Source organism: Amphritea balenae, from assembly GCF_003858655.1.
In the GTDB taxonomy this organism is placed as follows: Bacteria; Pseudomonadota; Gammaproteobacteria; order Pseudomonadales; family Balneatricaceae; genus Amphritea; species Amphritea balenae.
This window is the reverse complement of record NZ_RQXV01000004.1, coordinates 339,429-352,969: the sequence shown is the minus strand read 5'-3', so window position 1 is coordinate 352,969 and position 13,541 is coordinate 339,429. Positions and strand designations below refer to the sequence as shown.

15 protein-coding genes are annotated in these 13,541 nt (G+C 47.5%); all 15 read right to left on the bottom strand.

What is annotated here, in order from left to right; genetic code table 11:
* Positions 1-286 precede the first annotated feature (286 nt).
* Positions 287-1,702 carry a ribosome biogenesis GTPase Der gene (gene der / locus EHS89_RS09855; protein ID WP_124925967.1) on the bottom strand — a complete coding sequence of 472 codons (1,416 nt, stop codon included), beginning with the start codon at positions 1,700-1,702 and terminating at the stop codon, positions 287-289.
* A gap of 91 nt (positions 1,703-1,793) precedes the next feature.
* Positions 1,794-2,942: an outer membrane protein assembly factor BamB gene (gene bamB, locus EHS89_RS09850; protein WP_124925966.1), complete on the bottom strand. Its 1,149-nt coding sequence runs from the start codon at positions 2,940-2,942 to the stop codon at positions 1,794-1,796.
* A gap of 2 nt (positions 2,943-2,944) precedes the next feature.
* Positions 2,945-3,592: a YfgM family protein gene (locus tag EHS89_RS09845; RefSeq protein ID WP_124925986.1), complete on the bottom strand. Its 648-nt coding sequence runs from the start codon at positions 3,590-3,592 to the stop codon at positions 2,945-2,947.
* 43 nt (positions 3,593-3,635) lie between these two features.
* Positions 3,636-4,874 (bottom strand): histidine--tRNA ligase, encoded by a 1,239-nt coding sequence (gene hisS / locus EHS89_RS09840; RefSeq protein ID WP_308430941.1) that lies wholly within the window; start codon positions 4,872-4,874, stop codon positions 3,636-3,638.
* Between the two features lie 55 nt (positions 4,875-4,929).
* A complete protein-coding gene (locus tag EHS89_RS09835; protein ID WP_124925964.1) occupies positions 4,930-5,994 on the bottom strand; it encodes a RodZ domain-containing protein in 1,065 nt (354 codons plus the stop codon).
* On the bottom strand, positions 5,991-6,752 hold the full coding sequence (pilW, locus tag EHS89_RS09830; protein ID WP_124925963.1) for a type IV pilus biogenesis/stability protein PilW: 762 nt from the start codon (positions 6,750-6,752) through the stop codon (positions 5,991-5,993). Before pilW ends, EHS89_RS09835 begins: the two co-directional genes overlap by 4 nt.
* Positions 6,753-6,792: 40 nt before the next feature.
* Positions 6,793-7,926: a dual-specificity RNA methyltransferase RlmN gene (gene rlmN, locus EHS89_RS09825; RefSeq protein WP_124925962.1), complete on the bottom strand. Its 1,134-nt coding sequence runs from the start codon at positions 7,924-7,926 to the stop codon at positions 6,793-6,795.
* Positions 7,927-7,982: 56 nt separating this feature from the next.
* Entirely contained in the window at positions 7,983-8,390 is a 408-nt protein-coding gene (gene ndk, locus EHS89_RS09820) for a nucleoside-diphosphate kinase (RefSeq protein WP_124925961.1), read from the bottom strand.
* A 132-nt stretch (positions 8,391-8,522) separates the two neighbouring features.
* Positions 8,523-8,717: a Fe-S cluster assembly protein IscX gene (gene iscX, locus EHS89_RS09815; protein WP_124925960.1), complete on the bottom strand. Its 195-nt coding sequence runs from the start codon at positions 8,715-8,717 to the stop codon at positions 8,523-8,525.
* Between the two features lie 14 nt (positions 8,718-8,731).
* Complete coding sequence (gene fdx, locus EHS89_RS09810) at positions 8,732-9,070, bottom strand: ISC system 2Fe-2S type ferredoxin (protein WP_124925959.1); 339 nt, start codon at positions 9,068-9,070, stop codon at positions 8,732-8,734.
* Positions 9,070-10,944 (bottom strand): Fe-S protein assembly chaperone HscA, encoded by a 1,875-nt coding sequence (gene hscA / locus EHS89_RS09805; protein WP_124925958.1) that lies wholly within the window; start codon positions 10,942-10,944, stop codon positions 9,070-9,072. The genes fdx and hscA overlap by 1 nt, the downstream gene beginning before the upstream one ends.
* A 6-nt stretch (positions 10,945-10,950) precedes the next feature.
* Positions 10,951-11,490: a Fe-S protein assembly co-chaperone HscB gene (hscB, locus tag EHS89_RS09800; RefSeq protein ID WP_124925957.1), complete on the bottom strand. Its 540-nt coding sequence runs from the start codon at positions 11,488-11,490 to the stop codon at positions 10,951-10,953.
* Positions 11,491-11,519: 29 nt separating this feature from the next.
* A complete protein-coding gene (gene iscA, locus EHS89_RS09795) occupies positions 11,520-11,843 on the bottom strand; it encodes an iron-sulfur cluster assembly protein IscA (RefSeq protein ID WP_124925956.1) in 324 nt (107 codons plus the stop codon).
* A gap of 35 nt (positions 11,844-11,878) precedes the next feature.
* Positions 11,879-12,265, bottom strand: a complete 387-nt coding sequence (gene iscU, locus EHS89_RS09790; protein WP_124925955.1) for a Fe-S cluster assembly scaffold IscU — start codon at positions 12,263-12,265, stop codon at positions 11,879-11,881.
* A gap of 37 nt (positions 12,266-12,302) precedes the next feature.
* Positions 12,303-13,517 carry an IscS subfamily cysteine desulfurase gene (locus EHS89_RS09785; protein ID WP_124925954.1) on the bottom strand — a complete coding sequence of 405 codons (1,215 nt, stop codon included), beginning with the start codon at positions 13,515-13,517 and terminating at the stop codon, positions 12,303-12,305.
* Positions 13,518-13,541: the final 24 nt, after the last annotated feature.

Genomic DNA, 13,541 nt, shown 5'->3' with positions numbered 1-13,541 from the left:
GAGTCAACAGGGAGGCACGAAAATAGTGGAATTTTTATGAAAAAGTCCGAATTTCGAGGTGGCTCGCCGCCAAACGCGACTTATCGCTTGCAGAGCCTTCTATATAGCTATGTGAAAGCGCGCTTTGTAAGCCTATTTAGGACGAGTGCTTTCTCTTTAAACAATAAAACCGCCTGACGGCGGTTTTATTAGTCTTGCACTTTCGTGCCATTAGCAAGTTGCGCTGTAACCATTAACAGGAAAGCTTAGCTTCCATCTCGCTACCCTGGTAAAGCCACGCTAGGCGTTATTTTTTCTTCGCCTTCCGCTTCTGTTTATCATTATGAAGTTTCTGACGCAGCTTTTTCATTTGTTGCCGCTTAGAAAGTTCATTTTTCTTATCTTTATACGGGTTTTCGCTACTCTTAAATTCAAACCGCAGCGGCGTACCTTTAATACCCAGCACTTTGGTAAACTTATTTTCCAGATAGCGCTTGTAAGATCCGGGCAACGAATTGGTCTGATTACCATGAATAACAATCACCGGAGGGTTCGATCCTCCCTGATGGGCATAACGTAGTTTAATACGATTACCATGCACCATCGGGGGCTGATGATCCGCAACTACATCTTCCAGCAAACGGGTTAACTTATTGGTTGGCCACTTGGTCATGGCAAACTTATAAGCTTCATCAACCGAACCAAACAGATTACCTACCCCGCTACCATGTAACGCTGAGATAAAGTGCATTCGGGCAAAAGAAACAAATTCCAGACGACGGCGCAATTGCTCACGCACCTCTTCCTTTTCTTCAGCCGACATGCCATCCCATTTATTCAATGCGATAACCAGCGACCGACCAGCATCTAACACATACCCAAGCATATGAAGATCCTGATCAGAGACACCTTCTCTTGCATCAATTACCAGCACCACCACATTGGCATCTTTAATGGCCCGCAGGGTCTTAATAATTGAAAACTTCTCAACCGCCTCAGTAACATTCTTACGACGACGAACGCCGGCAGTATCGATCAACATATAAGATTCTTCATCCCGCTCAAAAGGGATATAGATACTATCGCGAGTCGTCCCCGCCTCGTCAAACACAACCACCCGGTCTTCACCCAGGATCCGGTTGACCAGAGTTGATTTACCAACATTAGGCCGACCGACTATGGCTATCTTTTTATGCCGCTGCCACTCTTCATCTTCCTCAACTTCTTCCTCTTCAGGAATATCAGCAAGAACATGCTCAATTAACTGAGTAACACCCCGACCATGGGAAGCAGCGATAGGCAAAGGTTCGGACAGACCCAGGCCATAAAAATCTGACATAGCCACATCAGGATCAAGGCCATCGGTTTTATTGACAATCAGGTAGCTTTCTTTTTCGCAGCGACGCAGATGATCTGCAATCATCTCATCAGCAGGATTCAGCCCGGCACGACCATCAACCAGAAAAAGTACGATATCCGCTTCATCAATCGCCAACAGAGACTGCTCGGCCATCTTATAATCGATACCATCTTCGTCACCGGAAATACCACCGGTATCAACGACCATATAGTCTCGTTCACCTAAACGACCTTCACCGTACTTCCGGTCCCGGGTCAGTCCAGAATAGTCTGCAACAAGCGCATCACGGCTTCTTGTCAGCCTGTTGAACAGTGTCGACTTACCTACATTTGGGCGGCCAACAAGAGCAATTACCGGAAGCATATATTTATTACCAACTTAAAAAACATTATTTCAAAAAGCAAAATGGCGACTATCCGTTATACAGAGAGTCGCCGCAAAACAATTACTGAGGTTAATCCAGCTGTAGAGCCGCTAAACGACCACTATTACCTAGCACATAAAGAATATCATCGACTACGATCATATCCCCTCTCAGGCCAGCTGAATCCACTTTGTAACGAGCGACAAAATGCCCATCTATCTGTGACATAAAGTGTAGATAACCGGCAAAGTCACCAACAGCTACACTGTTACCAATTGCCACTGGAGCGGTTGTCTGGCGATATTCAAGCGCTGTCTGACGCCAGATACTTGCACTATTGCCCTGATCAAACGCCTGAATAAAGCCGTTCTCTTCGCTGACGTAGACATTACCAAAACCAACAGCAAGACTCTGATGACTGGAAGCATTCTGAGCCCAAAGTATCTGAGCATCTCTGGCACTGACAGCAACCAACTTCCCTTGGTAGCTGACAATATAGATCACGCCATCTTTATAGAGAGGTCGTGCATCTATATCGATCAGGCGCTCAAGCTCCGACTTACCTTCAGGAGTCACCACCTGACGGGACCAGGCTTCTGCACCTGAATCATTCAGCACCGCAACCAATTTACCGTTAGCAAAACCCGCAATAGTCAGGTTAGCCGCTACGATCGGCGCGCTGGTACCACGCAGGGTTAACCTTGGGATCTGACTATCATAAGTCCATAGACGCTCACCACTAGCCATATCCAATGCAACTAGTTTACCGCTTTGCAACTGAGCAACCGCAATATCAGTATTCATCTGCACCGGGCTTAAGGTTTCTGAACTCAGCTGCTGACGCCATAGCTCTGCGCCATCTAGAGAGCTGAGCATAATAACCTCACCCTGTTCAGAAGTTACCGCAATCTGATCCGGCCCTGAACCAACACCACCAATTAATGGGGTATCCAGGTCCACACTCCAAAGTCGCTTACCATCCAGTCGGTTAAACGCTGAAACCTTACCTTCTACATCCGAAGCAAAGATCGCATCGCCATTTACCGCAGGAGTCAGCTTAGTATACTTTTCGCTCAGGCCTGATCCGACAGAAGCACTCCAGAGGATTTTGACCTTTTTTTCCTGGTCAAAGCTCACCAGTTCAGCAGGTTGAATCTCTTCCTCCCCACCCCACCAACTACAAGCTGACATAAATAACGCACTCAGACTAATCAGCAATACACGGCTTATCAGTTTCATGTTTAACCTTCCTCAGCAGCAAGATTTTCCAATTTCATATTTAATAGAGGACGGTTAGCCTGTTGAGCGTTATCAACAGCTGTCTGATATGCGCTCAGCGCTTTCTCTTTATCGCCCTGCTGCATGAACAGATCACCTTTCAGCTCAGCAATGCTCACTTTAAAACCAGCCTCACTCAAACCATTAAGCAAAGTAACGGCCTGATCGACCTGCCCTGTTGCTGCCAGAACCCGAGCCTTACGCATTGAAGCTACCGTCTTCATTACCGAATCAGATGACTGTGAAAGCACCCAGTCCAACTCTGAAATTGCGCTATCAAAATCACCACCATCGACAGCAAGACGGGCACTAAAAAGCGCGCCAAAATGCGCATAGGCAGAATCAGAATAATCCGTTTTCAAGGTAGCAGCCAGATGAGTGGCCGTCGCCCGCTGATCATCTGTTGCTGTTGGTGTACTGGCGATAGCCACCGCCTGAACCAGATTAGTGTATAGAGTAGCCGCATTTTCTGCATTGACCTGCTGATTGTTCTGCCAGCCCTTCCAACCAAATACGATCGCCAGTGCCAGCGCAACACCTAACAACAAAGACTTGCCGTTCTCTTTCCACCAGTTTTTTAACGCTTCAACCTGTTCTTCTTCAGTGCGCATTTCCGACACAACTTACTCCTAATCGCCTTAGCTTGTTTGCTATTTATGCCTGCCACTGCTGTTGCAGTAACTCAATCAGTTGCTGTTCCTGAACATCATAGGAAGGTTCAGAGTTATACCATAGGTTAGCCAGTAACGAATCGTTTTCTTCACGCACCAACACCACCCACGCAGCCCCTGTCTGACGAGCCTTAGAACTGATATTTTTTAATCCACTGCAATGCACCCGGATACGCATACACGGAATCTGATCCCGCAGTTGATCGGCCAGCACCATAAGACGCTTTTGCAACCCCTTTTGTTCCGCAGCCAGGTAAAGATCAAAAGGCTGCTTAACTGTTTCAGGAACAACCTCAAGCGTCTCAAGCAATAAGATCAACCGCTCAACACCCATTGCAAATCCAACAGCAGGAGTTGGTCTACCACCCAGCTGTTTTACCAAACCATCATAACGGCCGCCGGCACAAACAGTACCCTGAGCGCCCAGTTTATCAGTTACCCATTCGAATACCGTTTTGCAATAGTAATCCAGTCCACGTACCAGACGCGGATTAATTTCGTACTTAATACCTGCCTGATCCAACATTTCACAAAGATCGGCAAAATGCTCGCGCGAATCCTGATCCAGATAGTCAGCAAGTTCGGGCGCATCATTCAACAGCGCCTGAGTCCCCTGATCCTTACTATCCAGTATCCTTAGAGGATTAGTAGCCAGCCGACGCTGACTGTCTTCATCAAGCTGTTCTTTGCGCGCCGACAGATACTCGACCAATGCATCTTTGTATTCTGCACGCGCCTCATTACTGCCAAGAGAGTTCAGCTGCAAAGTAACAGCATCGAGAATGCCTAACTGTTTCCAAAGCCGTGCACTGAGCATAATAACTTCTGCATCGATATCTGCACTGGCCATACCAAAGGTTTCGACACCTATTTGATGGAACTGACGGTAACGGCCCTTTTGTGGCTTTTCATACCGGAACATCGGCCCTTGATACCACAAGCGCTGAGCCTGATTAAATAACAGACCATGTTCTTCTCCAGCACGAACACAGCTGGCGGTTCCTTCAGGACGTAAGGTCAGGCTTTCACCATTACGGTCATCGAAGGTATACATCTCTTTCTCGACGATATCTGTCACTTCACCGATTGAGCGCTTAAACAGATCGGTTTGTTCGACGATCGGCATACGGATTTCACTGTATCCGTACGCACCTAAAACGGACTTAACCGTCGTTTCAAGAAACTGCCAGACCGGTGTCTGATCCGGCAGAATATCGTTCATTCCACGAATGGCTTTGATTTTGGCCAATGTTTATTACCCGAATTTCTAACTTATTTTATTCACTGACAGGTAGTGACAAACGCACAACACCTGCACGACTGGCCCGATCTACATTCACCGGCTGTCCATTAAAAAACACCTCCTTCACTGCAGAAGACTTACCCAGCAGCACCTTCAAAGGCGTAGGACCTGAAACATTGAGCTCGCTACCAGCAGGCTTGACTCGCATGGCCAGCACTTCACCCGTTACATCTTCAACACTTACCCAGCACTCATCAGTAAAAGTGACTCGCAATGATCCGATAGGACCCGCTTCAGCAGGAGAATTTGAAGCGACTGTCGCTTCAGCTACCTGAACAGTCTGAACCGGCTCATTTTCCTCAGTTGGCATGGCCGCCAAAACCTCAGCTACATCAGCAGAAGTTTCTTCCGTATTATTAGCCGATTCATTAAGTAATGACGTTTCAGCTACAGCTACTTCAACACTAGTCGGCTCTATACCCTGCTCTACTGTATTTTCAGAATCAGCGTTATCAGCCGCAGTATTATTGATATCTGATTCAGACTGCTCTCCGGCCTTTTCTTCAGACATCTGAAGCTCAATGACAGGACGAGGCTCAACCACAACAGTGGTGCCATCGGCGGACTCAACCTCAATTGACTGAGCCATGCCCAAAGATTCAACACTCTGCTGACCACCCTGTTGAGTCTTCCACCACCAAACAGTTGCGCCAATAAGTATCAGAACAACAATCCATACCGGCCATTTAATTGCGGGGTCACCAACTTTAGCCTGTTGTCCAATACCGGAAGCGGTACGTTTAACCGGAGGCGTTCCTCCATGCCCATAAAACTGATCAAACAGTGCAAGATATCGATCAGCATCCAGTTTAATCAGCTTTGTATATGAACGAATATAACCGCGAGCGAATACCATACTTGGCAGTTCATCGAACGCGGCGCGCTCCAGGGAATCAATATATTTTTCAGACAGGCGCAGCTCACGTGCAACATCCCGCTGAGTCAGCCCCTGCTGCTCCCTCGCTGCAATTAACTCTGCAGCGGGAAAGCCATCTTCCTGCTCTTCACTATCAACACTCTGAGACATTACTTCACTCACCGGGTTGACTCCTTATATTGCCGATACTCATCAGAGTCCGGGTACATGCTCTTTAAAATCAAACCATAGGTTGAGGCATTAACACCATCCTGTTTAAAACGGGATATCTGCACTCCAAGCCAGAGACTCTGGGCATTATGCTCAACACGCTTCTGATCAACCAGTTCACTGAACTGATCAAAATAATTAATAGCTTCAGCCAGCTCGTCCTGCTGCAACATCGCATCAGCCAACTGTAGAACAGCCAAAGGGCGGTTTGCGTTCAGTTTCAGGCTTCGCTCAAAGGCATGCTGTGCAGCATCAGGGCGTTCAATTAACATAAAGCAACGACCCAGATTTTCAAATGCCTGACTGCGTAAATTATAAAATGGATCTTCTGTCGCTCGCGCCAGTTCTTTACAGGCCTGAGGATAACGTTCAAGACTAAACAGAAAAGCGCCATAATTGTTGTGCAACATGGCGCTATCGGATTCCAGAGAGATCGCTTTCTTAAAATATTTTTCCGCTAAATCAGGCTCATCTTCAAGCTGGAATACCATTGCCAGTCCGTTATATGACAGGAATTCATCCGGCGCAATTTCAACCGCACGCTGAAAAGCATTTTTAGCGCTGCCTGTATCTCCACTACGCAGATACTGCATCCCCAGCTGAGTGTATGCCTGCGCCGCTTGCGGTGCATTCTGTTCTGCTGTGGTAACTTCCTGCCCCGCACAACCGGCAATTAAAACACTCAACAGTATTATCAGATAACCTTTCAATCCACTCACTCCCGGCGGGATTATTTATTATTGTCTGGCGCTAACGAGTTGGTTCCTGCTGTACCTTTGTCGCATCTTTCAACGGTATATACTTTTCACTGCGGCGGGTCCGATCCATTACCTGCCCGACCAACTGACCACAAGCAGCATCTACATCATCTCCCCGGGTACGGCGAACCGTAGTAACAATACCGGCCTTTACCATTACCATTTTAAATGCCTGAATCGCATCTTCATCCGGACGCTTATAATCCGAATTAGGGAATGGGTTAAATGGTATTAGGTTTAGCTTGCAGGGTAAACGCTTTAACACCTTAACCAGTTGTTTTGCTTGACTTGGATGATCATTTACACCGGCAATCATCGTATATTCAACAGTAATAACCCGCTTATCACTCAGGTTATCCATATAGCGGTTACAGGCATCAACTAACTCATTGATCGGGTAACGTTTATTGATCGGTACCAGTTGATCACGCAACTCATCTGTTGGCGCATGCAATGAAATAGCCAAAGATACATCGGTCACTTCACTTAGCTTATCAATCTGAGGGACGACACCCGCAGTACTCAAAGTAACCCGACGCTTAGACAAACCATAGGCATTGTCTTCCATCATCAACTGAATCGCATCGACCACGTTATCGAAGTTCATCAGCGGTTCACCCATTCCCATGAGCACTACATTGGTCACACGACGATCACCAGAGGGATCGAATGGGCCAAAAGAACGGATCGCAACCCGCACCTGCCCGATAATTTCTGCAGCACTCAGGTTTCGATTAAAGCCCTGCTTACCAGTGGAACAAAAACTACAGTCGAGCGAACAACCGATCTGCGATGAAACACAGAGTGTAGCCCGACCATTATCAGGTATCAGTACCGCTTCAACCGCCGAACCACCATCCAGCTTGATAACCCACTTACGGGTACCATCTTTAGAGATATTCTGCACCAGCACTTCAGGTTCGCGAATTTCAGAAACTTCACTTAATTTCTGTCGCAACGCCTTGCTGATATTGGTCATTTCATCAAAGCTGCTGGCGCCAAATTGATGAATCCATTTCAATACCTGAGTCGAACGAAAAGGCTTTTCGCCAATACTCACAAAGAACTCTTCCAGCTTCTTTGGGGAAAATCCCAGTAGGTTAGTTTTTTTAATGGAATCTGTCATAGGGGTCTCAACTTTCATGAAATGACGGGTCGCTGTTAACAGCGACCCGCAGGGGATTACTTACCGAAGAAGTAAGCAATCTCGCGCTCTGCAGATGCAGGCGAATCAGAACCGTGTACGGCATTCGCATCAATAGACTGAGCGAAATCGCGACGGATAGTTCCTTCAGCCGCTTCCTGTGGGTTAGTAGCGCCCATCAGTTCACGGTTCAGAGCGATAGCGTTCTCACCTTCCAGAACCTGAACAACAACAGGACCAGAAGTCATGAACTCAACCAGATCGCCGAAGAAAGGACGCTCTTTATGCTCTGCGTAAAAACCTTCAGCTTCTTCACGAGTCAGTTGCTTCAGCTGCATCTCAACCATCTTCAGGCCGTTAGACTCGAAGCGGGAAGCGATTTTACCAATAACGTTTTTCGCTACTGCATCAGGCTTGATAATAGAAAAAGTACGTTCGATAGCCATGTGCTATTAATCCTCTGTATAAGTTCCAGACACTAAAAAAATTTAACGCGCAATTATACGCTAACAACCCACCAGTGAACAGCACCATACAGCATCAAAAAAGCCCGCAATTGCGGGCTTTTTAAGATCATTCTATTGTCGCTCTTCGATCCAGGCCATCTGAATCGCTTCTAACACTTTTTCACCGCAATGATTCGGGTCATCATCAAACCCATCCAATGCCATAACCCATTCATAAAGGTCAGGAAAACTAACGGTTATCGGATCAATATCAGGATATTTCTCATCCAGCTCGATAGCAATATCGTAAACTTCTACCCACTTCATCACTAACCTCCGACTCAGTGCCGCTCGGACACCTGATTAATGGTGTACTTTGGAATCTCTACTACCAGATCCTCATCCGCAACAACAGACTGACAACTCAGTCTTGATTCCGGCTCCAGCCCCCAGGCTTTATCCAGCATATCGTCTTCAAGCTCATCCGACTCTTCCATGGAATCAAAGCCTTCACGCACGATCACATGACAAGTTGTACAGGCACAAGACTTCTCACAGGCATGCTCAATCTCAATGCCTTCACGCAACGCTGCATCACAGATAGTCTCACCCGCTTCAGCCTCAATAACTTTACCCTCTGGACAAAGCTCATCATGGGGCAGAAAAATAATCTGCGGCATCAGGTATTCCCCTCAATTTCATCAACACTATGCCCTTTAAGAGCATTCTTAATACTTTGATCCATACGACGCGCAGCAAAGAAGTCACTCGCCTGAGCTAACACCTGTACGCCATATTCAATCGCTTTATAATCTTCGCCGTTACGCAGCGCCAGCAGAATTGCCATCTGCTCCTGCAGATGCTTGATCTCTTCAGCCGTCAGTAACGTCGCGCCGTCAGTTTCAATTGCCTGATCCAGGGAAACCAATAACCGATCGGCCTCGACCTGCTGCTCACGCAAACTGCGGGCCTGCATATCCTCTTCAGCGTTGGAATAAGATGCCTTCAGCATCGCTGCAATTTCATTATCAGCCAGACCATAAGATGGTTTAACCTGAATCTCACTTTCAACACCGGTAGACAGCTCTTTAGCCGACACACTCAGCAAGCCATCCGCATCTACCTGAAAAGACACCCGAATCTTAGCTGCACCTGCAGCCATAGGCGGAATACCACGCAATACAAACTGCGCCAGCGAGCGACAATCACTGATCAGCTCACGCTCACCCTGTACTACATGAATCATCATCGCAGTCTGACCATCCTGATAGGTGGTAAACTCCTGCGCCCGCGCAACCGGGATAGAGGTATTTCTGTGGATAACTTTTTCCGCCAGACCACCCATGGTTTCCAAGCCCAACGAAAGCGGCAATACATCCAACAGCAACATCTCGCTATCAGGCTTATTCCCCGCCAGAACATCTGCCTGAATAGCGGCACCTACCGCAACCACGCGGTCAGGATCAATATCGATATGCGGCTTACGGTTGAAGAATTTCTCTACCCGACTCCTTACTAAAGGCACCCGGGTACTGCCCCCAACCATAACCACTTCCAGTACTTCATCGGCTGTCACATCCGCATCTTTCAATGCCCGACGACAGGCTCGTACTGTTTTTCCAACCAGGTCATTTATCAGACCATCAAACAACTCACGGGTAACATCTAACTCTACTTTCTGACCACCGTGATCAAGCTCAACCCTGACGCTCTCATTATCTGTTAGCTGCTCTTTAGTCCAGCGCGCTTTTTCTGTCAGATAACGGGACTCACCCGCAACAACCTCAGCACCACCTAATTGCTCTAAAAACCACTGCGCCAGCGCCAGATCAAAATCATCACCACCCAGCGCACTATCTCCGCCGGTAGAAAGAACTTCAAACACACCTTTATTTAATCGCAGAATTGAGATATCAAAGGTACCACCGCCCAGATCATAAACAGCGATAACCCCTTCAGCCCCCTCATCCAAACCGTAAGCAACCGCTGCGGCAGTAGGCTCATTCAATAAACGTAAGACCTTAATCCCCGCCAGTTGAGCCGCATCTTTTGTGGCCTGACGCTGCGCATCGTCAAAATAAGCCGGCACTGTAATTACAGCCCCCTCCAGCTCACCATCCAAAGTAGCAAGTGCACGGGCTTTAAGGGTTTTCAGTATCTCACCAGAGATTTCAACCGGACTCTTATCGCCGGCAACCGTTTGCAGAAAAGGCATACCACCTTCACGATCAGCAAAGCGATATACCGCCTCACCGTGCAAACCTTTCAGATCTTTAGCGCCACGACCCATCAGCCGTTTCACGGATACGATAGTATTAAAAGGATCGACCGAAGCCTGAGCTAATGCAGCCTGACCAATAACGACACCCTGCTCGGTATAACGCACGACCGAAGGTAGCAGATGACTACCCCCTTCATCCGCCAAAGTAGCTGCATCACCACTACGAACGGTGGCAACCAATGAGTTGGTTGTACCTAAATCGATGCCTACCGCCAGCTTTCGCTGATGGGGTTCAGGGCTCTGCCCCGGTTCTGCAATCTGCAATAGCGCCATAATGTTTTAGTCGTCGAAAAGTTGATCTTCCAGCAGCTCAATTTCACGGCCAAGCTTATCTATAAACTGCATCTTTCTGACACAGGCAGCCGCGGCTTCCAGAGCTGAGGGTGAATTTTGGACACAGAATGTAGCAAACTGCTGACGCAACTCTTGCATCTGCTGCTCTACTACCTGCAACTGCTCTTCAATTTCTGCTTCGGGATCGTCCGCATCAGGTATCGACTCGACCGCCTCTCGAAGCTCCATCTGTTGCATCAGGAACATAGGGTCAAGCTGCACACGGCTTTCGGAAAAAGTATCTACACCTTCCAGCTGTAACAGATACTGCGCCCGTGTTAGCGGGTTCTTTAAGGTAGCAACGGCTTCATTGAGATAAGCCGTATACTGAACCGAAAGCCTGCGCTCCCGATCAGAAAGATGAGAAAAGCGATCCGGATGCAATGTTTTCTGCAATTCCCGGGCTCGCTCAGAAAGCGCCTGCTGATCCAGTTGATAGCTGACCGGCAGACCTAAAAATTCGAAATAGCTCTGGGTAATATCCATCTGTAAACCAGCAGGTAAAAAATTATGAATCAGATATTGAAGCTCTCGCCACAACCACACTCATTCTTCACATTAGGGTTATTGAACTTAAAACCTTCATTCAACCCCTCTTTGGTAAAGTCCAACTCAGTTCCGTCAAGGTACAACAGACTCTTGGGGTCGATAACAATCTTTACACCTTCAGTCTCAAAGACCTCATCTTCTTCGGCGATATCATCCACGAATTCAAGCACATAAGCCATACCGGAGCAGCCTGAAGTACGAACCCCCAGACGGATTCCAAAGCCATGGCCACGGGAATCAAGGTATCTGCTTACATGCTGCGACGCAGCCGGTGTCATTGTAATTGCCATCGAATGTTACACTCCCAAGAGCTTACTCTGCTCTGTTACTTCTTGGTCTGCTTCTCTTTGTAATCAGCAACCGCGGCCTTGATCGCATCCTCTGCCAGAACTGAGCAGTGGATTTTAACCGGCGGTAGCGCCAGTTCTTCAGCAATCGTAGTGTTTTTCAAGTCCTGCGCTTCATCCAGGCTCATCCCTTTAACCCACTCAGTAACCAGTGAGCTTGAAGCAATTGCAGAACCACAGCCGTAGGTCTTGAACTTAGCATCTTCAATAATGCCTTCATCGCTGACTTTAATCTGCAGACGCATTACGTCACCACAAGCAGGCGCTCCCACCATACCCGTACCAACGCTTCCATCTTTGTCATTCATTTTACCAACATTACGCGGATTCTCGTAATGATCGATAACCTGTTCACTATAAGCCATAACGACCTCCTCACATGGTGCTCAACTGATTATCAAATCAGTGATGAACCCACTCAACCTTGCTTAAATCCACACCGTCTTTATACATATCCCACAGCGGAGACAGTTCACGGAGTTTACCCACAGCTGTGCGAATCTGAGCAACAGCTTCATCAATATTTTGCTCTGTCGTGAAACGACCGATGGAGAAACGAATTGAACTATGCGCCATCTCATCATTCAGCCCTAATGCGCGAAGCACATAAGAAGGCTCCAGGCTTGCCGAAGTACAGGCAGAACCAGAGGAAACAGCCAGATCTTTCAGAGACATCAACAGAGACTCACCTTCAACATAGTTGAAACTGACATTCATGTTACCGATATAACGCTGCTCAGCAGAACCATTCAGATAGATCTCTTCCATATCAGCAAGACCATCCCAGAAACGCTGACGCAATGCCAGAATCTTGTCTTTTTCCTGAGCCATTTCAGCTTTTGCGATACGTGCAGCTTCGCCCATACCAACAATCTGATGTGTCGCCAGAGTGCCAGAACGCATACCACGCTCATGACCACCGCCATGAATCTGCGCTTCCAAACGAACCCGCGGCTTACGGCGCACATAGAGTGCACCCTGGCCTTTAGGTCCATACATCTTATGAGCAGAAAGCGAGATCAGATCCACTTTCATCGCAACAACATCGATCTCAACCTTACCGGCACTCTGTGCCGCATCAACGTGAAACAACACACCGTTAGCACGGGTTATTTCACCAATAGCGGCAATATCATTAATAACACCAATCTCGTTATTCACATGCATCACAGAAACAAGAATCGTATCATCACGCAGCGCATCAGCGATCGCTTGCGGCTGAATAATACCCTCTTTATCCGGATCCAGATAAGTTACCTCAAAACCTTCACGCTCAAGCTGACGACAGGTATCCAGTACCGCCTTATGCTCAATCTTTGAGGTAATAATGTGCTTACCTTTTTTCTGGTAAAAATGTGCAACACCTTTAATCGCCAGGTTATCGGATTCCGTTGCTCCGGAGGTCCATACAATCTCGCGAGGATCTGCATTCATCAGATCAGCAACCTGACGGCGTGCGGTTTCAACTGCTTCTTCAGCTTTCCAGCCATACAGATGAGAACGGGATGCCGGGTTACCGAAATTACCGTCCATTGTGAGACATTCGATCATCTTTTCCGCAACACGGGGATCAACCGGCGTTGTTGCAGAGTAATCAAAGTAGATTGGTAATTTCATTATCTATACTTCTCCAAACACCTG